Annotated in this window: 26 protein-coding genes and 1 pseudogene; 11 read left to right on the top strand and 16 right to left on the bottom strand. The window is 67.0% G+C overall.

Features of this window, described 5'->3' with window-relative positions; translation table 11 throughout:
• Positions 1-10 precede the first annotated feature (10 nt).
• On the top strand, positions 11-733 hold the full coding sequence (locus C380_RS18995; protein ID WP_015015463.1) for an alpha/beta fold hydrolase: 723 nt from the start codon (positions 11-13) through the stop codon (positions 731-733).
• 73 nt (positions 734-806) lie between these two features.
• Here C380_RS18995 and panC read toward each other — a convergent pair whose 3' ends face one another.
• Positions 807-1,646 carry a pantoate--beta-alanine ligase gene (gene panC / locus C380_RS18990; protein WP_015015462.1) on the bottom strand — a complete coding sequence of 280 codons (840 nt, stop codon included), beginning with the start codon at positions 1,644-1,646 and terminating at the stop codon, positions 807-809.
• Between the two features lie 33 nt (positions 1,647-1,679).
• Positions 1,680-2,561, bottom strand: coding sequence for a 3-methyl-2-oxobutanoate hydroxymethyltransferase (gene panB, locus C380_RS18985; RefSeq protein WP_015015461.1), 882 nt, complete (start codon positions 2,559-2,561; stop codon positions 1,680-1,682).
• 166 nt (positions 2,562-2,727) lie between these two features.
• Here panB and nadC point away from each other — a divergent pair, with 166 nt between their 5' ends.
• The 6 genes and pseudogenes from nadC to C380_RS18955 all read left to right on the top strand — a co-directional run.
• Complete coding sequence (nadC, locus tag C380_RS18980; protein WP_015015460.1) at positions 2,728-3,576, top strand: carboxylating nicotinate-nucleotide diphosphorylase; 849 nt, start codon at positions 2,728-2,730, stop codon at positions 3,574-3,576.
• On the top strand, positions 3,573-4,703 hold the full coding sequence (nadA, locus tag C380_RS18975; protein ID WP_015015459.1) for a quinolinate synthase NadA: 1,131 nt from the start codon (positions 3,573-3,575) through the stop codon (positions 4,701-4,703). The genes nadC and nadA overlap by 4 nt, the downstream gene beginning before the upstream one ends.
• A gap of 75 nt (positions 4,704-4,778) precedes the next feature.
• On the top strand, positions 4,779-6,644 hold the full coding sequence (locus tag C380_RS18970; protein ID WP_015015458.1) for a chorismate-binding protein: 1,866 nt from the start codon (positions 4,779-4,781) through the stop codon (positions 6,642-6,644).
• A gap of 374 nt (positions 6,645-7,018) precedes the next feature.
• A complete protein-coding gene (locus tag C380_RS18965; RefSeq protein WP_015015457.1) occupies positions 7,019-7,219 on the top strand; it encodes a hypothetical protein in 201 nt (66 codons plus the stop codon).
• Positions 7,220-7,315: 96 nt separating this feature from the next.
• Positions 7,316-8,065 carry a hypothetical protein gene (locus C380_RS18960; RefSeq protein WP_015015456.1) on the top strand — a complete coding sequence of 250 codons (750 nt, stop codon included), beginning with the start codon at positions 7,316-7,318 and terminating at the stop codon, positions 8,063-8,065.
• 195 nt (positions 8,066-8,260) lie between these two features.
• Positions 8,261-8,548 (top strand): annotated as a pseudogene (locus C380_RS18955) (SDR family oxidoreductase); the annotation flags it as partial.
• A 21-nt stretch (positions 8,549-8,569) separates the two neighbouring features.
• Here the strand turns inward: C380_RS18955 and C380_RS18950 are convergent.
• From C380_RS18950 to C380_RS18905, 10 genes are all read right to left on the bottom strand, one after another.
• Complete coding sequence (locus C380_RS18950) at positions 8,570-8,929, bottom strand: 5-carboxymethyl-2-hydroxymuconate Delta-isomerase (RefSeq protein WP_015015454.1); 360 nt, start codon at positions 8,927-8,929, stop codon at positions 8,570-8,572.
• Positions 8,930-9,005: 76 nt separating this feature from the next.
• The gene (bioF, locus tag C380_RS18945) at positions 9,006-10,226 is read right to left on the bottom strand and encodes an 8-amino-7-oxononanoate synthase (protein ID WP_015015453.1); all 1,221 of its coding nucleotides are present in this window, start codon (positions 10,224-10,226) and stop codon (positions 9,006-9,008) included.
• Positions 10,223-10,894 (bottom strand): dethiobiotin synthase, encoded by a 672-nt coding sequence (bioD, locus tag C380_RS18940; RefSeq protein ID WP_015015452.1) that lies wholly within the window; start codon positions 10,892-10,894, stop codon positions 10,223-10,225. Before bioD ends, bioF begins: the two co-directional genes overlap by 4 nt.
• The gene (gene bioA, locus C380_RS18935; RefSeq protein ID WP_015015451.1) at positions 10,894-12,219 is read right to left on the bottom strand and encodes an adenosylmethionine--8-amino-7-oxononanoate transaminase; all 1,326 of its coding nucleotides are present in this window, start codon (positions 12,217-12,219) and stop codon (positions 10,894-10,896) included. The genes bioD and bioA overlap by 1 nt, the downstream gene beginning before the upstream one ends.
• Before the next feature lie 2 nt (positions 12,220-12,221).
• Entirely contained in the window at positions 12,222-12,602 is a 381-nt protein-coding gene (gene panD / locus C380_RS18930; RefSeq protein WP_015015450.1) for an aspartate 1-decarboxylase, read from the bottom strand.
• Positions 12,603-12,664: 62 nt separating this feature from the next.
• Positions 12,665-13,039, bottom strand: coding sequence for a 6-carboxytetrahydropterin synthase (locus C380_RS18925; protein ID WP_015015449.1), 375 nt, complete (start codon positions 13,037-13,039; stop codon positions 12,665-12,667).
• Between the two features lie 142 nt (positions 13,040-13,181).
• Positions 13,182-13,817, bottom strand: a complete 636-nt coding sequence (queE, locus tag C380_RS18920; RefSeq protein ID WP_015015448.1) for a 7-carboxy-7-deazaguanine synthase — start codon at positions 13,815-13,817, stop codon at positions 13,182-13,184.
• Complete coding sequence (nadB, locus tag C380_RS18915) at positions 13,814-15,403, bottom strand: L-aspartate oxidase (protein WP_015015447.1); 1,590 nt, start codon at positions 15,401-15,403, stop codon at positions 13,814-13,816. Before nadB ends, queE begins: the two co-directional genes overlap by 4 nt.
• Before the next feature lie 63 nt (positions 15,404-15,466).
• Positions 15,467-16,330, bottom strand: a complete 864-nt coding sequence (locus C380_RS18910; RefSeq protein WP_015015446.1) for a ScpA family protein — start codon at positions 16,328-16,330, stop codon at positions 15,467-15,469.
• Positions 16,331-16,394: 64 nt separating this feature from the next.
• The gene (locus tag C380_RS18905) at positions 16,395-16,601 is read right to left on the bottom strand and encodes a DUF3460 family protein (RefSeq protein WP_015015445.1); all 207 of its coding nucleotides are present in this window, start codon (positions 16,599-16,601) and stop codon (positions 16,395-16,397) included.
• 76 nt (positions 16,602-16,677) lie between these two features.
• On the opposite strand from C380_RS18905, the gene C380_RS18900 reads away from it, so the two are divergent.
• Positions 16,678-17,190 carry a hypothetical protein gene (locus tag C380_RS18900; protein ID WP_015015444.1) on the top strand — a complete coding sequence of 171 codons (513 nt, stop codon included), beginning with the start codon at positions 16,678-16,680 and terminating at the stop codon, positions 17,188-17,190.
• Between the two features lie 164 nt (positions 17,191-17,354).
• Positions 17,355-17,996, top strand: a complete 642-nt coding sequence (locus C380_RS18895) for a YitT family protein (RefSeq protein WP_015015443.1) — start codon at positions 17,355-17,357, stop codon at positions 17,994-17,996.
• Between the two features lie 7 nt (positions 17,997-18,003).
• Here the strand turns inward: C380_RS18895 and C380_RS18890 are convergent, their stop codons facing one another.
• Positions 18,004-18,276 (bottom strand): hypothetical protein, encoded by a 273-nt coding sequence (locus C380_RS18890; protein ID WP_015015442.1) that lies wholly within the window; start codon positions 18,274-18,276, stop codon positions 18,004-18,006.
• Positions 18,277-18,289: 13 nt separating this feature from the next.
• Positions 18,290-20,365 (bottom strand): methionine--tRNA ligase, encoded by a 2,076-nt coding sequence (metG, locus tag C380_RS18885; RefSeq protein WP_015015441.1) that lies wholly within the window; start codon positions 20,363-20,365, stop codon positions 18,290-18,292.
• 174 nt (positions 20,366-20,539) lie between these two features.
• Between metG and C380_RS18880 the strand changes: the two genes are divergently transcribed.
• Positions 20,540-21,658 carry an SMP-30/gluconolactonase/LRE family protein gene (locus C380_RS18880; RefSeq protein ID WP_051022587.1) on the top strand — a complete coding sequence of 373 codons (1,119 nt, stop codon included), beginning with the start codon at positions 20,540-20,542 and terminating at the stop codon, positions 21,656-21,658.
• Between the two features lie 20 nt (positions 21,659-21,678).
• Here C380_RS18880 and C380_RS18875 read toward each other — a convergent pair whose 3' ends face one another.
• Positions 21,679-22,950 carry a patatin-like phospholipase family protein gene (locus C380_RS18875; RefSeq protein ID WP_015015439.1) on the bottom strand — a complete coding sequence of 424 codons (1,272 nt, stop codon included), beginning with the start codon at positions 22,948-22,950 and terminating at the stop codon, positions 21,679-21,681.
• Positions 22,951-23,053: 103 nt separating this feature from the next.
• Positions 23,054-23,626, bottom strand: coding sequence for a restriction endonuclease (locus C380_RS18870; RefSeq protein ID WP_015015438.1), 573 nt, complete (start codon positions 23,624-23,626; stop codon positions 23,054-23,056).
• Between the two features lie 122 nt (positions 23,627-23,748).
• On the opposite strand from C380_RS18870, the gene apbC reads away from it, so the two are divergent.
• Positions 23,749-24,840 carry an iron-sulfur cluster carrier protein ApbC gene (gene apbC, locus C380_RS18865; protein ID WP_015015437.1) on the top strand — a complete coding sequence of 364 codons (1,092 nt, stop codon included), beginning with the start codon at positions 23,749-23,751 and terminating at the stop codon, positions 24,838-24,840.
• Positions 24,841-24,867: the final 27 nt, after the last annotated feature.

Raw genomic sequence — 24,867 nt, 5'->3', positions numbered from 1 at the left:
CTTTTCATCCATGTCCCACTCCCCCCAACTTCTGCTCCTGCCCGGTCTGGCCGCCGATGAACGCATGTGGCGCGGCGTGCTGCCGCTGCTGCCCGCCGCGCTGCGCCCCGAGGTCGCCACCGCCCACCAGGATGTGAACCTGCATCGCATCGAGGACTTTGCCGCACGGCTGCTGGCACAGCACGCGGGGCCGCTGGTGCTGGCCGGTGCGTCGATGGGCGGCATGATCGCCATGGAGGCCGCGCGCCAGGCGCCGCAGCGGGTTGCGGGGCTGGCCTTGCTGGGCACCACCGCGCGACCCGAGACACCCGACATGCGCGCCCTGCGCGAAGGTGCCATCGAACTGTTTGAACAGGGCCGGGTGCGCGAGGTCATCGAGCCCAACGTGGCCCTGGCCTTCCACCCCGTGAACGCCGCCAAGGCGGAGCTGGTGCAGGCCTATCTGGACTTTGTGCTGGACGCGGGCCCCGACCACCTGGTGCGCCAGAACCGTGCCGTGATCCACCGCCCCGATGCGCGCTTGCACCTGCCTCAGGTAGCTTGCCCCGTGCTGGTGGTGTGTGGCGCAGCCGACCAGCTCACGCCGCCCGAATGCTCGGCAGAGATTGCGGCGCTGGTGCCCGCTGCCGAACACCACCTGCTACCCGACAGCGGCCACATGCTGACCATGGAGCAGCCGGAGGTGGTGACCGGCTTGCTGGTGCAGTGGCTGGGCCGCAATGGATGGATTTGATCTAGTGCTTGAGGTTTTTTTGGCCGCTACCGCGCGATGGGTAAGCTCTGATAGCTATTGAATTAATAGCTAATCAAAACTCCAGGTTGTCAATCAACCGCGTGCTGCCCAGCCGCGCAGCACCCAGCGCCACCAGCGTGCCTGCCGCATCCTCGGCCGTGGCGGGCAGCAAGTCGGCGCGGCGGCGCACCGTGAGGTAGTCGGGCGCCCAGCCCCGCGCGCGCAGCGCGTCCTGCGCCTGGGCCTCCAGCGCGCTGCGGTCGCTGGCATCCAGCCACTGCTGCGCCAGCCGCTTCAGGGCCTGCGACAGGGCCACGGCCTCCTGGCGTTCTTCCAGGCTGAGGTAGCCATTGCGCGAACTCAGGGCCAGCCCATCGGCCGCGCGGCAGGTTTCGCCCGCCACGATCTCGATGGGCAGCGCAAACTGCCGCACCATGTGGCGGATCACCATGAGCTGCTGGTAGTCCTTCTTGCCAAACACGGCCACGCCACCGGTGGCGCCCAGCACGCAGGCAAACAGCTTCATCACCACCGTGCTCACGCCCACAAAAAAGCCGGGGCGGAAGTGGCCTTCGAGCATGTCGGCGAGCTGCGGGTCGGGGTGCACCTTGAAGGTCTGGGGCTCGGGGTACAGGTCCGCCTCGCGCGGGGCAAACAGCACATCGCAACCGGCGGCCTGCAGTTTTGCGCAGTCGGCCTCCCAGGTGCGCGGGTAGCTGTCAAAGTCCTCGTGCGGCAGAAACTGCAGGCGGTTCACAAAGATGCTGGCTACGGTCACATCGCCCAGGGGTTGGGCCTGGCGCACCAGGGCGATATGCCCCTCATGCAAGTTGCCCATGGTGGGCACAAAAGCCGGGCGGCGGTAGGGGGCCAGGGCCTGGCGCAGGTCGGCAATGGAGCGGGCAATCAGCATGGGGTGGGAGGGTCAGAGAGATAAGAAAAGGGCTCACCAGGCGTGCACAGCGTTGTCCGGGAAACGCCCTTGCTTCACGGCCTGCACATAGGCCTCCATGGCGCGGCGCACGCTGCCCGCGTCCTGCATGAAGTTGTGGACAAACTTCGGCATCTTCCCGAGGTTCATGCCCAGCATGTCGTGCAACACCAGCACCTGCCCGGCCGTGCCGTTGCCTGCGCCGATGCCGATGGTGTGGCAGTGCGGCAGCTCGGCCGTGAGGTCGGCGGCCAGCGCAGCGGGCACCATCTCCAGCACCAGCATGGCGGCGCCTGCGTCCTGCAACTCATGCGCCTCTTTGCGCAGCGTGCGGGCGGCATCGTCGGTCTTGCCCTGCACGCGGTAGCCGCCCAGGGCATGCACCGTCTGCGGCGTCAGGCCCAGGTGGGCGCACACCGGCACGCCGCGCTGCACCAGGAATTCCACTGTGGGCGCCGTCCAGCCCCCACCTTCGAGCTTGACCATGTGCGCCCCGGCCTGCATCAGCACGCAGGCGCTGCGCAGCGCCTGCTCGCGGCTTTCGGCATAGGTGCCATAGGGCAGGTCGGCCACCAGCCAGGCCGTGCCCTGCACGCGGTGCAGGCCGCGCGCCACGCTGGCCGTGTGGTAGGCCATGGTGTCGAGTTGAACACCCACGGTGCTGGGCAGGCCCTGGCACACCATGCCCAGCGAGTCGCCCACCAGGATGCATTCCACCCCCGCCGCATCGGCCACGGCCGCAAAGGTGGCGTCGTAGGCGGTGAGCATGGTGATTTTTTCGCCCGCTGCGCGCATCTGCGCCAGGCGCGGCAGGCTCACGGGGCGGCGCTCGGGCAGGGGCGATGCAGGCGGCAGCGTGCCGTAGGGCGTGGCAGAAACAGGGCTGGTGGCGGTCATGGAGCGCGGTAGGGCCAAAAAATTGCCGCGAGTCTATGCGACCAATACTGGGTGTACTTATTGGTTTCCTGCGCGGGCAGGGCGGGCCTGCGCTGGCACAGTGGCCTTTGCGTTCCCGGTATGCTCGCGGCCCATGACAGCAGCGACACCCCCCGCGAAAAGCACTATGAGAGACAACGATGTAAAGGCCCTGGCCCAGGCCGACGTGGCCCGCGCTCTGGCCGAAGACGTGGGCACCGGTGACCTCACCGCCGGCCTGATCGACCCCGCCCGCCGCGCCCGCGCGCGCATCCTGGCGCGCGAAGCCGCCGTGATCTGCGGCGCCCCTTGGGCTGAAGCGGCCTTGCGCGCCCTCGACCCCACGGTGCAGATCACCTGGCATGTGGCCGAAGGCCAGCGCTGCGCCCCCGACCAGGTGGTGCTGGAGCTGGAAGGCCAGGCCCGCGCACTGCTGAGCGCCGAGCGCACCGCACTCAACTTTCTGCAGCTGCTCTCGGCCGTCGCCACCAAAACCCGCACCTATGTGGATGTGGTGGCGGGTACGCGCGCGCAGATCGTGGACACGCGCAAGACCCTTCCCGGCCTGCGCCTGGCGCAAAAGTACGCCGTGCGCGTGGGTGGCGGCACCAACCACCGCATTGGCCTGCACGATGCGGTGTTGATCAAAGAGAACCACATTGCAGCCGCCGGTAGCGTGACGGCGGTGCTGCGCGCCGCACAGGCCGTGGCCGCGCAGGCGACTTTCATCGAGATCGAAGTCGAAACCCTGGAGCAGCTGACCGAGGCGCTGAATGCGGGTGCCAAGATGGTGTTGCTGGACAACATACCGCTGCCCATGCTGCGCGAGGCGGTGCGCATCAATGCGGGCCGCGCGATTCTGGAAATCTCGGGCGGTGTCACGCTCGAAGGCCTGCGCGAACTGGCCGAGACCGGCGTGGACCGCATCTCCATCGGCACGCTGACCAAAGACGTGAAGGCCACCGACTTTTCGATGCGCCTGCAGGAGCTGGCATGAGCACCGCAACCCTGAACCGCATCGACGTCGAATACGAGCAGCCTGACGAGGCGACATCGGGCGCCGTCTGTTCCACCAAACACGCCTGGGCGCGCGTGCCGCCCGAGCCGTCGCAGGCAGAACGCGCCGCGCTCAAAGACAAGATCCGCCGTCTGCTCAAGGAAAAAAATGCGGTCATGGTGTCGCACTACTATGTGCACCCGGACCTGCAGGACCTGGCCGAGGAAACCGGCGGCCTGGTGAGCGACTCGCTGGAGATGGCCCGCTTTGGCCGGGACCACGCGGCGCAGACCCTGGTGGTGAGCGGCGTGCGCTTCATGGGCGAGACGGCCAAGATCCTGAGCCCGGAAAAGACCGTGCTCATGCCCGACCTGGACGCCACCTGCTCGCTGGACCTGGGCTGCCCCATCGACGAATTCAGCGCGTTCTGCGACCAGCACCCCGACCGCACTGTGGTCGTCTACGCCAACACCAGCGCGGCGGTGAAGGCGCGTGCTGACTGGCTGGTGACATCGAGCTGCGCGCTCGACATCGTGAGCGCCCTCAAGGCCGCAGGCCAGAAGATCCTGTGGGCGCCCGACCGCCACCTGGGCGCATACATCCAGCGCGAGACAGGCGCCGACATGGTGTTCTGGAACGGTGCCTGCATCGTGCATGACGAGTTCAAGGCGCTGGAGCTGGAGCTGCTGAAAAAGCAGCACCCACAGGCCAAAGTGCTGGTCCACCCCGAAAGCCCCGCCGACGTGGTGGCCCTGGCCGACGCCGTGGGCTCCACCAGCGCCATCCTCAAAGCCGCGCGCGAGATGGATGCCACCGAGTTCATCGTGGCCACCGACAACGGCATGATGCACAAGCTGCGCACGCTCAACCCTGGCAAGACCTTCTACGAAGCGCCCACGGCGGGCAACAGCGCCACCTGCAAGAGCTGCGCGCACTGCCCCTGGATGGCGATGAACGGCCTGGCCGATGTGGCCCGGGTGCTGGAGACCGGTGCGAACGCTGTGCACGTGGACCCCGCACTGATTCCGCGTGCGCGTCAGCCGATTGACCGCATGCTGGCCTTCACGGCGGCGCTCAGGAATGGTCAACCCACCGGCGCACTGGTGCCCCACCTGGGCGCTGCTTGAGTGCGCACGACGCGTTGATGTTTGCTCATGTTTTGATAGCTACAGGCGCATGATCCACTAACGCCTCCGCCTGCTTTGACTTCTAGTTGCCACATTGACTTCACCCAGCCGCTGAGCGCAGGCGCCGCGCGCCTGCGCCACCGGTTTGAGGCCCCGCGCGAGGTGCTGGTGGCCCAGGCACAGCACGAGGTGCGCGGTGTGCTCGACGCCGTGTTTGCCGCCGCACAGCAAGGACGCTGGTGCGTGGGCCATGTGCGCTACGAGGCCGCCCCGGCCTTCGATGCCGCATTGCAGACCCATGCGGCCGACGGCCCGCTGGCCTGGTTTGCCGTGTACGACGCGCCCCAACCCGGGACCGACGACGCGGCGGATGCGGCGGCAGCAACCCCTGCGCAGGTGGTGTGGGACGACAGCCCCGAGCGCGAGGCGTTTGACGCCGCACTGGCGCAGATCCAGCAGGCCATCGCGGCGGGCGAGCTGTACCAGGTCAACTACACCGCGCCCTTTCGCGGCACGTTGCAGGGCTCGCCGCAGGCCCTGTTTGCTGCGTTGCTGCGCGCGCAGCCCGGGGGCTATGCCGCTTACCTGCAGGCGGGTGACGAGCAAGTGCTGTCGGTGTCGCCCGAGCTGTTTTTTGACTGGCTGGACGCGCCGGAAGGCGGCACCCTGCTGGCCCGCCCGATGAAGGGTACGGCCCCGCGTGGCGCCACCCCCGAGCAGGACGCGCAGCAGGCCGAGCACCTGCGCACGGCGCCCAAGGAGCGTGCCGAGAACGTGATGATCGTGGACCTGCTGCGCAACGACATGTCGCGCATTGCGCTACCGCACAGCGTGCAGGTGCCTGCGCTGTTTGCCACGCAGGCCTTGCCCACGGTGTGGCAGATGACCTCGGACGTGACGGCGCACACGCGGCCCGGCACCACGCTGACGGATGTGTTTGCGGCGCTGTTCCCTTGTGGCTCCGTCACGGGGGCGCCCAAGGTGCGCGCCATGCAGATGATCCGCGCGCTGGAGCCCGCGCCACGCGGCGTCTATTGCGGCGCGGTGGGCGTGGTGCGGCCGGGCGGCTCTGCGGGGCCGGACGGCCTGCACCCGGTGGCGGCCACCTTCAACGTGCCCATCCGCACCGTGGTGCTGCGTGGCGTGGGTTCGGGTGTGGGTGTGGGTGTGGGTTCGGGTACGGGTACGGGTACGGGTACGGATGCCTCCCCCGCCGTGGCCGAGGCCACCTGCGGCATTGGCAGCGGCATCACCTCCGGTGCCGAGGCGGGCGCCGAATGGGCCGAGTGGCACCACAAGCGCGCCTTTGTCGAGCGGGCCAGCGCTCCGTTCGAGGTGCTCGAAACCCTGGGCTTGCACCACGGCAAATTCGTGCACGCTGACCAGCATGTGCGCCGAATGGGCGAGGCGGCTGCGCATTTCGGATTTGCGTTCAACGCCCACGCGGTGCGCCAGGAGCTGCAGATTGCCGCCCTGCAACACCGCGATGGCGACTGGCGGGTGCGCCTGCTGCTGGCGGCGGACGGCAGCGCACGCGCCGAGGCCTTTGCGCTGCAGACCACGGCAGTGCCTGTGCGCCTGCAACTGGCGCTGCGCCCCTTTGCGGCCGCACACAGCGAGTTTGTGCGCTACAAGACCACGCGGCGCGCGCACTACGCGGCGTTTGCACCCACCACCCCCGGCGTGTTCGACACGGTGCTGTGGAACGAGGCAGGCGAGATCACCGAAGGCACCTTTGGCAACATCGCCGCGCTCATCGATGGGCGCTGGGTGACGCCGCCCCTGTCCTGCGGCCTGCTGCCCGGCGTGGGCCGCGCCGTCGCACTGCAGGACGGCCACGTGGTGGAGGCCGTGCTGCGCGTGGCCGACATTCCCCGCGTGCAAGGCTGGGCGTTCATCAACAGCCTGCGCGGCTGGCTGGACGCCACGCTGGACGCGTAGCGAGCCCTTTTCCCTCTATCTCCCTGTTGGCAAGCAGGTGCCCACGGCGCCTGGCGGTCGTGGCCTTAGCCGTTCCAACCCGCATCCTGTGCATCAGGATGTGACGCTCCTTGTCGGGTCTGTGGGCGCTGCCATGTTGCCCGCTCGTTCTGACAGCTGCGTCTTGCGAGGCCTGTGGCTTCGGCTGGGCCGATGCGCCCCTTGCATCCCGCTACCTCCTGTGCGCTTGCTTACACCGCATTGCGCCCGGCCCACAGGCCTATAGGACACGGCCTACAAAAAGCGCTGCGGGCCCCCACGAACATGAACCCACACAAGACGCGTTTCAACGCTTTGTGTGCAACCTTTGTTCAACCCTTTCGACAGGAGCCACCATGTCTCAGCACAACCCGCAGAACCAGCACAACACCCCCTCGTCTCAGCGCCAGTCGCCCGCCGGGCAGCAGCAGGCCGAGCAGAGCACGGGCAGCCACAGCAACCGCCAGCAAGGCGCCCGCAACGACGCGGACACTCATGCCCAGGGCCGCGACCAAAAGCAGCAAGGCAGCCGCGACTCGCACAAGAGCCAGCCGTGAAACCGGGCAGGCCGCAACAGCATGTGGCCAGCCGCACCTTTCCCTCCCCATTCACTTTGATTTTTTGACTTTCCCATTGACCGCAAGGAGAACACCATGGGCTACAGAGACAGCGACGACAGCAACTTTTCCCGCCATGGCATGGGCCGCGATGCCGACGACATGCGCTTTAACGAGCGCGGTGACCACCAGGGCTACGGCAGCGAAGACCATCGCGGCAGCAGCCCTGGCGGTTACCGGCAGGGGTTCGAGAACCGCAATGACCGCAGCGACCGCTATGAGCAAGAACGCTACGGCCAGGAACGTTATGGCCAATACGGCCTGAACCGCAGCCGTGGCGAATCGCAGGGCTACCCACGCTCGGGGCGCGAAGGCTTTGGCTCGTATGGATCTCAGGACCGCCCGGGCTACGCCAACGGCCCAGGCCGTCAATACCAGGCATGGGGCGCCCCGTATGACAGCCAAGGCTATCGCGATGACGAAGGGCGCTTTGCCTCGCCCTATCGCGATGATGAACGCGGCCAGGGTGGCTATGGCAACGCCTACGGCTTCACCCGCAATGCATCGCCTGCCCAACAGAACCGCGGCCATCGCGATCCCGACTACCAGCAGTGGCGCGACGAGCAACTGCGCATGCTGGATGACGACTACGACAGCTGGCGCAAGGAGCGCTACCAGAAGTTTTCGGATGACTTCAGCCAGTGGCGCTCCAGCCGCACCAGCGGCAGTTCGGGTCAGCAGCAGCCCGGCCAGCAGAACCAGAAAGGCGCGGGCTCCCAGAGCGCATCCAGCACTGCGTCTGGCGGCAACCAGGGCAATACCGGAAAGTCCAAGGATGCCAGCTGACCGTTGCTGCGACTGAAGTGGCCGGGCCGGGGCAGTGTGTACTGCCCCGGCCCGGTCGTTGAACTCGCCGTCCGTACCACCGTGGGCGCACTGGCCTCGAAGCCCAGGCGCCCCTTTTTTGGCTCCGGTTGACCTGGAGCCCCCTGTCGGCAGAAAGACATGCCGCCGTGACCGCATCCGTCCCCTTCGCTCCCGGCCACCAAGGGCGCGATCCATGCCTTTACCAAGGCGCTGGCGCACAACCTGGCCGACCGGGGCATTCGCGTGAATGCGGTGGCGCCGGGGCCGGTGTGGGCACCGCTGATCCCGGCGGACCGCCCGGCCGAAGAGTTGGAAAAGGTTGGCGTCATAACGCACCTGGGCCGCCCGGCGCAACCCGAGGAAATCTCGCCCGCCTACGTGTTCCTGGCGGCGCCTTGTTGCTCCAGCTACATCACGGGCATCGTGCTGCCCATCACCGGCAACGCAGGCGACGGGGCCTGAGTCCGGTGAGCGGGGGCCGCGTCAGAGCCGTTCTTTGGCGTACGAACCCCGGTCCATATCGACGATCTCCACACTCAGCTGCACCAGCACGCCCTGCGGCCGGGGCGTGCGTTCGCGCAGCACGGCGGCAATGAGGTCAGACAGCTCTTTCTTGGCCTCGGGTGTGCGCCCGGCGAGCAAGCGCAACTGGGCATGCACAAAGGCGCGGTTGGCGGGCGCAATGCCGATCTCGAAGCTGTCGGCCACGATGAAGCGAGTCTTCAGGTCCGCCTCGTCCTGCACCTGGGGATGGGCGCACAGGGCGGCGTTGAGGGCGGTCAGCGTTTCGGCTTCGGGGTAGTGGGGCAGATTGGCCGAGTATTCGATGGTCAGGTGGGGCATGGAATCGTCTCGCTGAAGGGATAAGAAGGGGCCTGCGTGGGGAGGTGGCCTGGGCTGTGCATGGTACTGCGGTGCATCAGCGGTTGAGTGACTGCATTGCCAGCGCATGCAGCGCCTCTATCAACTGCGCAACGTCGTCGGTGGTGTGCGCGGCCGACAGCGCAATGCGCAGCCGCGCCGTGCCTGTCGGCACGGTGGGCGGGCGGATGGCAGGCACCCACAGGCCTTGGGCGCGCAGGCCTTCCATCACCGCCAGCGCGGCTTCATTGCTGCCAATGATCAGCGCCTGCACCGGCGTGCGCGAGGGCAGCAGGTGCCAGCCCAGGGGGGCAGGCAGTGTGGCCAGGCCCTGGCGCAGCTGTGCGATGAGTCCGTCCAGGTGCGCGCGCCGGTCGTCGGCCGCCTCCATGAGATGCAGGCTCTGGCGCAGCGCGCTCGCCAGCAGCGGCGGGGCAGCGGTGGCAAAGATGTAGGTGCGCGTTTTCTGCAGCAGCCATTCGACGAGCGCGGCATCCCCCGCCACAAACGCACCGGCCACGCCCGCTGCCTTGCCCAGTGTGGCCATGTACAGCACGCGGCGCGAGGCATTGGGCCCTGTTAGCCCGGCCTGTGCCAGACTGCCGCGCCCCTGAGGCCCCAGCACGCCAAAGCCGTGGGCATCGTCCAGCAGCAGCAGGGCGTCATAACGCTCGCACAGCGCCAGCAGGGCCGGGATGTCGATCAGGTCGCCGTCCATGCTGAACACGGCGTCGCTGATGACCAGCTTGCGCCGCGCAGGGCTGGCGCCGAGTTGGGCTTCCAGCGCAGCCAGGTCGGCATGTGGATAGCGGTGGATGGTGGCGCGCGACAGGCGGGCACCGTCGATCAGGCAGGCGTGGTTGAGCGCGTCGGAGAACAGCGCATCGCCATCGCCCACCAGCGCCGGGATGATGCCGGTGTTGGTGGCATAGCCCGCATAGAAGTACAGCGCGCGGGGCAGTTGCACGTAGGCGGCCAGGTCGTGCTCCAGCGCATCGTTGGCGGCGCTGTGGCCGCTGACCAGGGGCGATCCGCCAGAGCCCACGCCAAAACGCGCAGTGGCCTCGCACGCGGCCTGGGCCAGTGCAGGGTGGCTGGCCAGGCCCAGGTAGTCGTTGCTGCAAAAGGCCAGCATGGGCTGGCCGTCCACCCGCAGGCGGGCGCCGCCTGCGGGCTCCACCACACGACGGCGGCGCAGCAGGTGGGCGCGTTCGATGTCGGCCAGCCGCGCAGGGATCTCGTCGAGCCAGGACGCTTGTGGCGCGGTGGGGGCCGTCATCGCCAGTCCTTCGGCAGATCAAACACCAGGCTGCCGGGTTCCGGCAGTTCCTGGTACGGCACATCGGCCAGCAGTGGTGCATTCAGCCGTGCTCGCAGGTAGGCGATGTTGTCTTCCACCGCCTCCATGTCGGGGTCCACGCGGTTGGCCACCCAGCCCGCCAGCGTGAGGCCGCGCGCGCGGATGGCCTCGGCCGTGAGCAGGGCGTGGTTCAGGCAGCCCAGGCGCAGGCCCACCACCAGCACCACGGGCAGCGCCAGGGCCTGGGCGAGGTCGGCGCCCGTGAGTGTGTCGGTGAGCGGCACATGAAAGCCGCCTGCTCCCTCTACCACCACGGCATCCGCCTGGGCGGCGAGCGCCTGGTAGCTGCGCACGATGGCGGTGATGTCGATCTGCACGCCCGCCCGCGCCGCAGCGATGTGGGGCGAGAGCGGGTCGGGCAGCAGCACGGGGTTGTCCAGCGCTGGCGGCACGGCCAGGGTGGAGGCCGAGCGCAGTGCGATCGCGTCTTCACTGGCCCAGTCGTCCCCCCAGGGCACCAGGCCAGCCGCCACAGGCTTCATGCCCACCACGCGGCGGTGGTGGCGCGCCAGCGCGTGCAGCAGCCCGGCGGACACCAGCGTCTTGCCGACACCGGTATCGGTGCCGGTCACAAAACATCCCATCATCAACTTTCCTCCTGCAGGGTGGCGTTCAGTGCATCCAGCGCGCCATGGGCCAGGCATTGCACCGCCTCGTCGTCGAGCGCATAGGGCGGCATGGCGTACAGCGTTTTCCCAATCGGCCGCAGCACCAGTCCCCGCGCCATGGCGTGCTGGTGGTAGCGGCGCGCAAAGTCGGGCAGGGGTGTGTCCACATCCCAGGCCCAGATCATTCCGATGCGGCGTGCATGCCGCACGCGTGGGTGCTGGTTGAGCGATGCGCAGGCAGCGTCGATGCGCTGCGCCAGCGCCCTGTTGGCGTTCAGCGCATCCAGCTGCTCAAACAGTTCCAGCGTGGCCAGCGCTGCGCGGCAGGCCAGCGGGTTGCCGGTGTACGAGTGCGAATGCAGAAAGCCGCGCGCCACGTCGTCATCGTAGAACGCGGCGTACACCGCGTCCGTCGTCAGCACGGCCGACAGGGGCAGCGTGCCGCCCGTGAGGCCTTTGGACAGGCAAATGAAATCCGGCCGGATGCCTGCCTGCTGGTGCGCGAACATCGTGCCCGTGCGGCCAAAGCCCACGGCGATTTCATCGACCACCAAGTGGACCTCGTAGCGGTCGCACAGTGCGCGCGCCAGGCACAGGTATTCGGGGTCGTGCAGTGCCATGCCGGCGGCGCACTGCACCAGGGGTTCGACGATGAGTGCGGCCGTGGTGGTGTGGTGTTCTTGCAGCCAGGCTTGCAGCGCGGCGGCGGCGCGCCGGGCCACGTCCTGTGCGGTTTCGCCCGGGGCTGCGCCGCGTGCATCGGGGCTGGGAACGGTGTCGGCCAGGCGCACCAGCGGGGCATAGGCCTCGCGGAAGATCGCGATGTCGGTCACGGCCAGCGCGCCCACGGTTTCGCCGTGGTAGCCGCCTGCCAGGCCCACGAAACGGCTCTTGGCGGGGCGGCCAGTGTTGCGCCAGTAGTGCGCGCTCATCTTGAGCGCAATCTCGGTGGCGGCTGCGCCGTCGCTGCCGTAGAACGCGTGGCCCAGGCCGGTGAGCGCGGCCAGGCGTTCTGACAGCTCCACCACGGGCGCATGGGTGAAGCCCGCGAGCATCACATGGTCCAGCCGGCCGAGCTGGTCCACCAGCGCCGCCTGGATGTGCGGGTGGCTGTGGCCGAACAGGTTGACCCACCAGGAGCTGATGCCGTCCAGATAGCGCTGGCCGGCGGTGCCATAGAGCCACGGGCCCTGGGCGCGGGCAATGGCCACGGGCGGCTGCGCCTCGTGCCGCTTCATCTGCGTGCAGGGGTGCCAGACGCTGGCCAGGCTGCGGGCCACCAGCCCGTCGTGCGTGGGCTGCATGGTCAGACGGCCTGGGTGGGCACGGCGTGGCGCAGTGCGGTCTGGCGGTTGTGCTCGTCCACAAACACCAGCTGCGGTTGGTGTGTGGCCACCTGGTCTTCGTGCACCTGGGCAAAGGCCGCAATGATGATGAGATCGCCTGTGGACGCGCGGCGTGCGGCCGAACCGTTGACCGAGATCATGCCGCTGCCGCGCTGGCCCCTGATGGCGTAGGTGACAAAACGCTCGCCGTTGTTGATGTTCCAGATGTGGATCTGCTCGTTCTCGGCGATGTTGGCGGCGTCCAGCAGGTCTTCGTCGATGGCGCACGAGCCTTCGTTGTGCAGCTCGCACTGGGTCACGGCCACGCGGTGGATCTTGGATTTGAGCAGAGTGCGGAACATCGGCTTCCTTGAATGAAGTCTGTGGATGGGGGAGTGCCTGCCGGAGGCAGGGCCGTGGCCGGTCAGGGCTGCGTAAAGTCCAGCGCGCAGCTGTCGCCCAGTGCCTCGCGCCACACGCGCACGCGGCTCACGCTGGCGCGCAAGTCGGTGGGCAGTGCCTGGGCGATGAACAGGCACAGGTTTTCCAGCGTCGGCGTGCCCAGGCCGGGCACCTCGTCGAGCATGTGGTGGTCCAGCTGCTCGCGCACCACGGCCAGGCCCTGGCGCAGCAGGCCCAGGTCCAGCACCATGCCGGTGGCGGGGTCGCGCGGGCCGGTCAGGAACACTTCGGCATGGTAGGTGTGGCCGTGCACGCGGCGGCTGCCTTCGGCCTCGATCTCGCGGCGCAGGGTGTGGGCGGCGTCGAAGAAGAAGCTCTGGGAGATGGTGAACAACATACGGTGATTTAGAAGGACTTGGAGAGGCTAACAAAGCTCAGCGAAGCGGCCCTGGCTAGGCGTTCCGCCGCAGGCAGTACCCGTAGTACCAGCACTAGGGAAGGGCGGGACAACGACGCCAGGGGAGTTTTGTTGGCCTCTCTCACCGGATGCCGGTGAGCTTGTGGGTTTGCAGGCTGAGGCGCCATGCAGGGTGGGCCAGGCAGGCGTTAATGCAGGCGGCAGTGTTCTGGCGCTGCAGCAGGCCGTCCATGGGCTGCAGGAATCGGTGGGTGAACTGCGTGTCCTGCTCCAGCGCTTGCAGGTCAAAGCCGGGCTGGGGCCAGACGAGTTTCAGCTCCTGCCCGCTGCGCTGCACCCACGGGGCACCGGCCTTGGGGCTGATGCACAGCCAGTCGATACCTTCGGGGGCGGCAACCGTGCCGTTGCTTTCGACGGCGATGCGGAACTGCTGGGCGTGCAGCGCGTCGATCAGCGCCGCATCGACCTGCAGCAGGGGCTCGCCACCGGTCAGCACCACCAGTCGGTGGCCCGCGCCCGCAGGCCATTGCGCAGCGATCAGCTCGGCTAACGCGGCGGCTGTCTCGAACTTGCCGCCCAGCGTGCCGTCGGTGCCCACAAAGTCGGTGTCGCAGAACTGGCAGATAGCCTGCGCGCGGTCCTGCTCGCGGCCCGTCCAGAGGTTGCAGCCTGCAAAGCGGCAGAACACGGCGGGTGTGCCCGCCTGGCCGCCTTCGCCTTGCAGGGTGTAGAAAATTTCTTTGACGCTGTAGGTCATCGGGCCACCGGTGGTACGAGAAGGGTGGGGGCGGCCGGCGCTGCCACCTCGGGGTAGTCGCGGCTGAAATGCAGGCCCCGGCTTTCGCGGCGCAGCTGGGCGCTTTTCACGATGAGGTCGGCCACCTGCACCAGGTTGCGCAGCTCCAGCAGGTCGCGCGTGACGTGGAAGTGCGCGTAGAACTCCTGGATCTCGCCCTGCAGCATCGCAATGCGGTGCGCGGCGCGCTCCAGCCGCTTGTTGGTGCGCACGATGCCCACGTAGTCCCACATGAAGCGGCGCAGCTCGTCCCAGTTGTGGGAGATGACGACGGACTCGTCGGCATCGGTCACGCGGCTGTCGTCCCACGCGGGCACGGTGGGCAGTTCGGTGGTCGGGGCTGCCGCGATGGCCTGCGCAGCGGCGCGGGCGAACACCATGCATTCGAGCAGCGAGTTGCTGGCCAGGCGGTTGGCGCCGTGCAGGCCGGTGCAGGCCACCTCACCCACGGCGTACAGGCCTGGCAGGTCGGTGCGGCCCGCCAGGTCGGTCAGCACGCCGCCGCAGGTGAAGTGGGCCGTGGGCACCACGGGGATGGGTTCCTTCGTGATGTCGATGCCCAGTGACGCGCAGTGCGCCAGGATGTTCGGAAAGTGTTCCTGCAAAAACGCAGGGCTCTGGTGCGAGATGTCCAGGTGCACGCAATCGAGGCCGTGCTTTTTCATCTCGAAGTCAATGGCGCGGGCCACCACGTCGCGCGGGGCCAGTTCGGCGCGGGGGTCGTGGTCCAGCATGAAGCGCGTGCCTCCGGCTGATGGGGGCAGCTTGAGTTGCCCGCCTTCGCCGCGCACCGCCTCGCTGATGAGGAAGGACTTTTCGTGCGGATGGTAGAGGCCCGTGGGGTGGAACTGGATGAACTCCATGTTCGCCACGCGGCAGCCTGCGCGCCAGGCGGCGGCAATGCCGTCGCCGGTGGCCGTGTCGGGGTTGGTGGTGTACAGGTACACCTTGCCCGCGCCGCCTGTCGCCAAAATGGTTTGCGGTGCGCGGAAGGTCACGACCTCGTCGGTGTCGCTGTCCAGCGCGTACAGCCCCAGGCAGCGGTGGCCCGGCAGGCCGAGCTTGCGCGTGGTGATCAGATCCACCAGCGTGTGCTGCTCGAACAGCGTGATGCCGGGCGTGGCGCGCACCACGTCGATCAGCGTGCGCTGCACCGCCGCGCCGGTGGCGTCGGTCACATGGGCAATGCGGCGCGCGCTGTGGCCGCCTTCGCGCGTGAGGTGCAGCTGGTCGCCTTCGAGCGTGAAGGGCACGCCCAGGGCGCGCAACCAGGCGATGGATTCGGGCGCGTTCTCCACCACAAAGCGCGTGGTGGCCAGGTCGCACAGGCCTGCGCCGGCGACCAGCGTGTCTTCGATGTGCGCGGCAAAGCTGTCGTCATCGGCCAGCACGGCAGCAATGCCGCCCTGGGCCCAGCCGCTGGAGCCGTCTTGCAGTGTGCGCTTGGTGATCACGGCCACGCGGTGCGTGGGGGCCAGGTGCAGCGCGGCGGAGAGGCCTGCGAGGCCGCTGCCTACAATGAGAACGTCGAAGTCGTGGGATGCCATGGCTTGCGGGTAAGGGGTAATGCCACGGCCACCGGCCAGGGCCGTGAACAGTGGGAGGCGGCGCTAGGCCGGCGTGTAGGCCAGGCGCACGTAGATGGGCGCAAAAGCTTCGGCCTGCGTGATCTCGATCAGCGTCTCTTTGGCCAGCTCCAGCAGCGCGATGAAGGTCACCACCAGCACGGTGCTGCCTTTTTCGGGCTCGAAGAGTTCTTCAAACTCCACAAAGCGGCGGCCCTGCAGGGTCTTGAGTACCATGCTCATGTACTCGCGCACGCTCAGTTCTTCGCGCGTGATCTTGTGGTGCTGTACGAGCTTGGCGCGCTTCAAAATGTCGCGCCATGCCTCTTGCAGCTCCACCACATGCACGTCCGGAAAGCGCGGCTGCAGGCTCTGCTCGATGTAGACCTGGGCCTTCAAAAAGTCGCGGCCGTACTGCGGCAGGTTGGCCAGGCGCATGGCGGCCATCTTCATCTGCTCGTATTCAAGCAGGCGGCGCACCAGCTCGGCACGCGGGTCTTCGGGTTCCTCGCCGCCTTCCTGCTTCTTGGGCGGCAGCAGCATGCGCGACTTGATCTCGATCAGCATGGCGGCCATCAGCAAATACTCGGCCGCCAGTTCCAGGTTGCGGCTGCGGATCTCGTCCACATACGCCAGGTACTGCTTGGTCACCCCCACCATGGGGATGTCGAGGATGTTGAAATTCTGCTTGCGGATCAGGTACAGCAGCAAATCCAGCGGGCCTTCAAAGGCTTCGAGGAAGACCTCGAGCGCGTCAGGCGGGATGTACAGGTCCTGCGGCAGCGCAAACAGCGGCTCGCCATACAGGCGCGCCAGGGCCACCTGATCGACCACATCGGGCATGCCGGCCCCATCCAGCGAGGGCGCGCCGGGCGAGTCTGCCGCTTCGGCTGCGTTCGCGGTGGTCATGATCTGCTATTGAATCAGTAGCTGCCAGCGCAATAAATACCTGCGCTTGCGGCTAAAAACATGCTCAATCGGCGTTGGTCTGGTACACGTAGGGCTTCTGGGGCACCTGGGCGTCGCGGTACTCGCCCCAGATCTTGCGGTCCACTTGCTTGTCCCACAGCAGGGCACGGCCGGCTTGCTGCTGCTGGTCCAGCTCGGGACGGCTTGCCTTGAGCTGGTTGATGAACTGGGTGGCGTCGGATTGGTAGTCGGGGCGGCGGAAAATAGACATGGACTGTGAACTCTTTCTTGGAACGCGTCAGGCACAGTGATGCACCGAAGGTCCAAGATTTTACCGGGACGAATTTATGCGCTTGATATATCGCTCGGCCGCCATGGCTGCGGCCACCTTTTCCCTGCTGGTGCTTGCCGCCTGCGACCCGCAACGCATCAGCGAGCTCAAAGAGGGCGTTTCGACCGAAGCCGACGTGCGCGACCGCTTCGGTGCCCCCGAGAATGTGTGGGACGAGCCCGGTGGCGCGCGCACCTTTGAGTACAACCGCCAGCCTGCCGGCCAGGTCAACTACATGATCACCATCGGCCCCGACGGCCGCATGACCGCGCTGCGCCAGGTGCTGACGCCCGAGACCTTTGCGCGCGTGTCGCCCGGCATGCGCATGGACGAGGTGCGTCGCCTGCTGGGCAAGCCCGCCAAGGTCACGCCCTACGAGCTGAAAAAGGAGACCTGGGCCGACTGGCGCTACCTGGAGGCCCCCAACCAGTCCAAGGTCTTCACGGTGGTCTATGGGCCCGACCAGTTCGTGCTGCGCACGCAGTCGGGGGCGGACACGGACGCACCGGAGTTCAAGGGCGGGAAGTAGCGGCACCTTCGCGCACTGGCCCGCTCTGGCCCGCACTGGCGCGTTGCTTGCTTCTCATCTTGCAGACTGACCGCTGGATGCGCGCCGGGCTGCCCCCAAGTTCCTAGTGCTCCACCGGCGGAAAGCCTCCGCGCCTTTGCCACGCCACCCATCGCTGAACGCCCATGTCCGATACCCCGCCCACCGCCAACGACACTGCCCCGCCGCTGTCCGCCCTGCGCCATGGCGCCTTTGAAGATGCCCAGGCCCTGTTCGCAGGCACCTTGTTTGTGGCCATGGCGCTCATGCTGTTCAACCAGGCGGGGCTGCTGGTGGGCGGCACGGCGGGCGTGGCGTTCTTGCTGCATTACGTCACCGGCATTTCGTTTGGCAAGCTGTTCTTTGTGGTCAACCTGCCGTTCTATTGGTTCGCCTGGACGCGCATGGGGCGCGAGTTCACGATCAAGACCTTTGTCTGCGTGGGCCTGCTGTCGCTGCTTACCGAGCTGTTCCCGCACGTGATGCATGTGGACTACCTGAACCCGCTGTTCGCCTCGTTGCTGGGCGGGCTGCTGCTGGGCACGGGCTGCCTGTTCCTGGCACGCCACCGATCCAGCCTGGGCGGGGCCACGGTGGTGTCGCTGTACCTGCAAGGCCGCTACGGCATGCGTGCGGGCAAGGTGCAGATGATGATTGACGGCACAGTGGTGCTGCTCGCGCTGTTTGTGGTGCCGGTGGACCGTGTGGCGTATTCAGTGCTGGCGGTGCTGGTGATGAGCGGGTTCTTGTGGATCAGCCACCGGCCAGGGCGGTACACGGGAGGCTGAACGTTGCTCAGTGCGCAGGCCGAGTGGATTCCAGGATCTGAATGCCACTGTTGTCCGGGGCTGGGTTGCTGGACACGGCATCTGCAGCCATCCCGACGCCTTTGCCCATCACCCGGACGGTGCCCACTGTGGCATCTGCCGCCAACCCTACGGCCGAGGCCGTGACGCTCACGGCAGTGTTGGCCACCGTCACCACCGTGCAGCCCGCGAGCGCGGGCATGGCAACAAACAGAGGCAGGGCTTTTGCGGCCATCGCCGCCCGGTACACCACAGGGCGCATGGGGCCGCCGTGCTCAGCGCACCCGCATGCCGGGCGTGGCGCCCGGCCAGGGGTTGAGCACGTAGATGCCGGGGTTGGCTTTCTCGTCGCCATGGCTGGCGGCCAGCACCATGCCTTCGCTCACGCCAAACTTCATCTTGCGTGGGGCCAGGTTGGCCACCACCACGGTGTGTTTGCCGATCAGGTCGGCGGGTTGGTAGGCGCTGGCAATGCCTGAGAAGACATTGCGCGTGCGGCCTTCGCCCACGTCCAGCGTCAGGCGCAGCAGCTTGGTGGAACCTTCCACCGGCTCGCAGTTCACGATCAGCGCGATGCGCAGGTCGATCTTGGTGAAGTCGTCGATGGTGATCGTGGGGGCGAGTTCTTCACCACCAGGGGATGCTACGGTTTCTGTAGCTGCTTGCGCTGGGGGCTCAAACAGTGCTTCAAGCTGCTCGGGCGTCACGCGCTGCATCAGGTGCTGGTAGGGCTGGATGGCTTGCACATCGCCCGCTGCGTTCCACTGCTGCATGTTCACGCCCACAAAGCCTTGCACCGCCTGGGCCAGACCCGGCAGCACGGGGGCCAAGTAGCGGGTGAGGGTGGCAAAGGCGTTGACCAGCACCGAGCACACCTGGTGCAGCGCCTCGTTGTTGGCGGCGTCCTTGGCCAGGTCCCAGGGCTTGTTCTGGTCCACGTAGGCGTTGACCTTGTCGGCCAGCAGCATGATTTCGCGCGTGGCCTTGCTGTATTCGCGCGTTTCGTACATCTGCGCGATGGCGTCGCTGGCACCGCGCACCTCGGCCAGCAGGGCAGCGCCTGTGGTGCCAAAGTTGCTGGTGAGCTTGCCGTCAAAGCGCTTGGTCAAGAAGCCCGCTGCGCGGCTGGCGATGTTCACGTACTTGCCGATCAGGTCGCTGTTCACGCGCAGCATGAAGTCTTCGGCATTGAAGTCGATGTCTTCGTTGCGCGCGCTCAGCTTGGCGGCCAGGTAGTAGCGCAGCCACTCGGCGTTCATGCCCAGGCTCAGGTACTTGAGCGGGTCCAGGCCGGTGCCACGGCTTTTGCTCATCTTCTCGCCGTTGTTCACCGTGAGGAAGCCGTGCACGAACACGTTGTTGGGCGTCTTGCGGCCGCTGAAGTGCAGCATGGCGGGCCAGAACAGGGTGTGGAAGGTAACGATGTCCTTGCCGATGAAGTGGTACTGCTCCATGGCCGGGTCGGCCATGTAGGCGTCGTAGCTTTCGCCGCGCTTTTCCAGCAGGTTCTTCAGCGACGCGAGGTAGCCCACGGGCGCATCGAGCCACACGTAGAAGTATTTGCCTGGCGCATCCGGGATCTCGATGCCGAAGTAGGGGGCGTCGCGGCTGATGTCCCAGTCGCCCAGGCCTTCGCTGGTGGTGCCGTCGGGGTTGGTGCGGACGGTGAACCATTCCTTGATCTTGTTGGCCACCTCGGGCTGCAGCTTGCCGTCCTGCGTCCAGTTCTCCAGAAACTCCACGCAGCGCGGGTCCGAGAGCTTGAAGAAGAAATGCTCGGAGTGCTTGAGCTCGGGCTTGGCGCCGGAGAGGGCCGAGAAGGGGTTGATCAGGTCGGTGGGCGCGTACACCGTGCCGCACACCTCGCAGTTGTCGCCGTACTGGTCCTTGGCGTGGCACTTGGGGCATTCGCCCTTGATGTAGCGGTCGGGCAGGAACATGTTCTTCTCGGGGTCGAAGAACTGTTCGATGGTGCGCACCTCAATCAGGCTGCCGTCGGCGCGGTCGCGCAGGTCGCGGTAGATCTGGCGGGCCAGGTCGTGGTTTTCTGGCGCGTCGGTGCTGTGCCAGTTGTCAAAGCTGATGTGAAAGCCGTCCAGGTACTGCTTGCGGCCCGCAGCGATGTCGGCCACAAACTGCTGGGGTGTCTTGCCGGCCTTTTCGGCGGCAATCATGATGGGCGCGCCGTGGGTGTCGTCGGCCCCCACAAAGTTCACCGCGTTGCCCTGCATTCGCTGGAACCGCACCCAGATGTCGGCCTGGATGTATTCCATGATGTGGCCGATGTGGAAGTTGCCGTTGGCATAGGGCAGGGCGGTGGTAACGAAGAGTTTGCGGGCGGAGGTCGTCATGGAGTGCGGCTTTCTCAGGCGGAGCCCGTGATTTTAGGCGGTCGGCAGTGTCCTTGACCGCTGCAGGCGCTGCACCGGATAGGCCCGGTCGCGCAGGTGCCAGCCGTGGCCTGTGCGCCAGCCTCTGACGGCGCCACAATGCCTCGCAGTCAAATAATCATGAGGAGACAACACATGGCCAGAACATGGGCAAAACGGGTGGGGTGGGGCGTGGGTGGCGCGATATTGGTGGTGGCTGCCTATCTGGCGGCGTGGCCTGTGCCCATTCAGCCGGTGGCCTGGACTGCACCTGCCGCCCCTGGCTACCAGGGCGTGCACGCCCCCAACCAGCGCCTGGCCCAGCTGAACATCATTGATCTCAAAGGCGAGGTGGGCCCCGAGCACATCGCCTTTAGCAAGGACGGCAAGCTCTACACCACGGTGCTCAGCGGCAACATCCTGCGCATGAACCCCGACGGCTCGGGCCAGGAGGTGTTTGCCAACACCGGCGGGCGGGTGCTGGGCTTTGACTTTGATGCGGCAGGTAACTTGATCGCGGCAGATGCGGTTAAGGGCCTGCTGTCCATCGCGCCCGATGGCAAAGTGACCGTGCTGGCCGACAAGGTGGGTAACGGCCCCATCCGCTACGCCGACGCCGTAGTGGTGGCCCAGAACGGCAAGATGTACCTGAGCGATGCCTCCACCCGCTTTGCCCCCAAGGACTGGGGCGGTACGTTTGAAGCCAGCGTGCTCGACATCCTGGAGCAGGCCAGCACGGGCCGGGTGATCGAATACGACCCAGCCACGCGCAGCACGCGCGTGGTGGCCCGGGGCATCAGCTTTGCCAACGGCGTGGCGCTGAGCCAGGACGAAAAGCACCTGTTCGTCAACGAAACCGGCAAGTACCGGGTGTGGAAGATTGCGGTGGACGCGAATGATCTGGACATCGGCCAGCCAGGCTCCCAGGCTCGGGTGCTGCTGGACAACCTGCCCGGCTACCCCGACAACCTGATGCGTGGGCAGGGCGGCAAGGTGTGGCTGGGTTTTGCCAAGCCGCGCGGCGCGGCCATCGACAACATGGCGGGCAAGCCCTGGCTGCGCAGCCTGACCTTGCGCCTGCCGCGTGCGCTGTGGCCCATCCCCCAGCCCTACGGCCATGTGATCGCATTCACCGATGACGGCAAGGTGGTGGCCGACCTGCAGGACCCGAGCGGCGCCTACCCCGAGACTACGGCCATCACCGAGACGGCCGACCGGCTGTATGTGCAGAGCCTGCACGCACATGGCCTGGGCTGGTTGCCCAACAAGCCTTAGGGCTCAAGCCCTGGGACGCCTCAGACGGGTTCCCCGTGGTGTCTGGTCTGCACCTCGGCACCGGTATCCGTCCACCCAAAAAACCGGCACACCTCGGCCCGCATGGCCAGAGTGTCGGCCCGGCCCAGGGCCATCAGCTCCTGCGTGTAGCCGGACTCGAACAGCAGGTAGCTGGCCAGCGCCGCGCCGCGCACATCGGCCATGTTGGAGGTGACTCCAAGCGCGCCCAGCATGGTGCGCACGGGGCCCGGCAGATCGCCCACGTGGCGCGCCGCCACGGCGTCCAGGCGCTGGGAGGGGGCGATCACCAGCAGCTCGACGGGGCGCAGTGCGCTGTGCAGGCGCTTTTCTTCGGGGATGAGGGACAGGGTCTGGTTGATGCGCTGCACGCGCTCCACGTCCACCGCCAGCGCGTCCAGAAAGATGTTGGACAGCGCATGCCCCGCGATCTGCGCCAGTGTGGGGTAGTTGGGTGTGGGGTTGACGGCAGCGTCGCCCTTGGGCTCGTGCATGCGGCCCGCGCCGATCACCAGGATGCGCTCGGCCCCCAGGTGGATGGCCGGGGCGATGGGAGCCGACTGGCGCATGGAGCCGTCCCCAAAGTATTCGATGTGGTCATCCACCTCAATGCCCTTGGCCGGAAAGATGAAGGGAATGGCCGAGGACGCGAGCAGATGCTCGTGCGTGATGCGGTCGCTGGCGGCCTTGCGCTGCGAACGCACCCAGGGCTTGACGGGCGTGGCCGCTTCAAAAAAGGTGACGTGCTCGCCCGAGCTGTAGCTCGACGCCGTCACGGCCAGCGCGGTGAGATGCCCTTTGCGGATCAGCCGGGGCAGGCGCACCAGTGGCACCATCTTGACCAGCAGCTTCTCCAGCGGCGTGTTGTCCAGCAGCGATTTGGGCCGCATGCGCCGCCAGCGCGCCAGGGCCCAGCCCAGCGACACCAGCGTGAGCCAGCGCGCGCCGCTGCGCATCACGCTCAGCGAATCGGCGCCATACACCTGGCTGGCATGGAACTGGCGCCACACGCGCGCGATGCGGCGCACCGCGCGGTCAAAGTGGTCGGCCCCGCAGGCCAGCGCGGCCGCATTGATGGCCCCCGCCGAGGTGCCGGTGATGATGGGAAAGGGGTTAGGCCCATGCGCTTCCCCACAGGCTTGGCGCAGGTCGGCAATCGCTTCCAGCACCCCCACCTGGTAGGCGGCACGGGCACCGCCGCCGGTCAGCAGCAGGCCCGTGGCGGGTGCAGAGGGCGCGGTGCCAAGGGCTGCGGTGGGGGTTGTGGATGACATGGACGGTTGGAGGGTGTGAGGCCCCCAGTGTGGAGGGGTGCCCAGGCGCGGTTCATGTGGGAAAACCCGCATGTGCGGGCCACCCCACAGGGGGTTGGGGGGGTTAACGCTGCTTGAGCAGCAACTGCGCCACCGCGTCACCTTGCAGCACCACGATGCCGTGCTCGCGGGCAAATGCCTGGGCGTTCTCGCTGACCTGGCCCAGGGCGGCCACGTACACGCCCGCTGAAGCATCGGCTGCGGTCATGGCCGTGTGCAGCTCCCGCAGCGGCTCCACCCCGTGGGTGGCCGCTTTCCAGCGTTTGGCGCTGACCAGCGTGGTCTTGCCGCCCTGGCTCAGGCGCATGTCGGCCCCGGTGGCGTTGTTGCCGGTCAGGCGTTCCACGCTGTAGCCCGCGCGCTCCCAGGCGGTGGCCAGGGTGTCGGCAAAGCTGCGCCAGGGCATGCTGCCCACGGCCTCCAGCATTTCCACGACCTTGGCGGGGTTGGGCGCGCGCAGTTGCCGCCAGGCGGCCATGCAGCCCACCACAAAGATGGGGAAGCCCGCCAGCGCGCCTACCACAAAGTATTCCTTGGGCAGCAACGCCCCGGCCGCCAGCGTGATGAGGCCCACCACCACAAAGCTGATCCACCACGGCGAGCGCAGCAGGACGGCAAACAGGGAGTTTTCGGACATCTTGAATTTCACGGGAGGCCTTTTGGGGGAGAGTGCGATGGTGCAATGCGGTGCGCATTGTCCTTCAGCGGCAGGGGGCGGGAGCTTGGGAATAGACTACCGGCCCCACAGGAGTTATTTGAATGTCAGTCACCGAACAGGGCCTTTTGGCCGCACTTTCCAGCGTGCTGGACCCCCACACGGGCAAGGATTTTGTCAGCACTCGCGCCCTGCGCAACCTGCAGATCACCGGTGGCGACGTGGCGTTTGACGTGGAACTGGGCTACCCCGCCAAGAGCCTGGTGCCCGAGCTGCGCCGCCAGCTGGTGGCCGCCGCCAAGGGCGTGGCCGGGGTGGACAACGTGTCGGTCAACATCACCACCAAGGTCATCGCCCACGCCGTGCAGCGCGGTGTGCAGCTCTTGCCCCAGGTCAAGAACATCATCGCCGTGGCCTCGGGCAAGGGCGGCGTGGGCAAGAGCACCACGGCTGCCAACCTGGCCCTGGCCCTGGCCGCTGAGGGCGCCAGTGTGGGCGTGCTGGACGCCGACATCTACGGCCCCAGCCAACCCATGATGCTGGGCATCAACCGCCGCCCCGAAAGCGACGACGGCAAGACCATGGAGCCGCTGGAGAACTACGGCGTGCAGGTCATGTCCATCGGTTTTCTGGTGGACCAGGACGAAGCCATGATCTGGCGCGGCCCCATGGCCACCCAGGCGCTGGAGCAACTGCTGCGCCAGACCAACTGGAAAGACCTGGACTACCTCATCATCGACATGCCGCCCGGCACCGGCGACATCCAGCTCACCCTGAGCCAGCGCGTGCCCATGACCGGCGCCGTCATCGTCACCACCCCGCAAGACATCGCGCTGCTGGACGCGAAGAAGGGCATCAAGATGTTCGAAAAGGTGGGCGTGCCCATCCTCGGCATCGTCGAGAACATGGCTGCCCACGTGTGCAGCAACTGCGGTCATGTGGAGCACATCTTTGGCGCCGATGGCGGCAAGAAGATGGCCGCCGACTACGGCATGGACTACCTGGGCGCGTTGCCGCTGAACATGAGCATCCGCCTGCAGGCCGACAGCGGCAAGCCCACGGTGGTGGCCGACCCCGACGGCGAAGTCGCGGCCATCTACAAGAAGGTGGCGCGCGATGTGGCGGTGAAGATCGCCCAGCAAGCCAAGGACTTCTCCAGCAAGTTCCCCACCATCTCGATCAGCAAGAACACCTGATCCTCCCGAGCCGCCTGAGCCGCCTCA

Origin of the sequence: Acidovorax sp. KKS102, assembly GCF_000302535.1 — a bacterium.
GTDB lineage: Bacteria > Pseudomonadota > Gammaproteobacteria > Burkholderiales > Burkholderiaceae_C > Acidovorax.
Note: the sequence above shows the minus strand (reverse complement) of the source record. Positions and strands in the feature narration are given on the sequence as shown.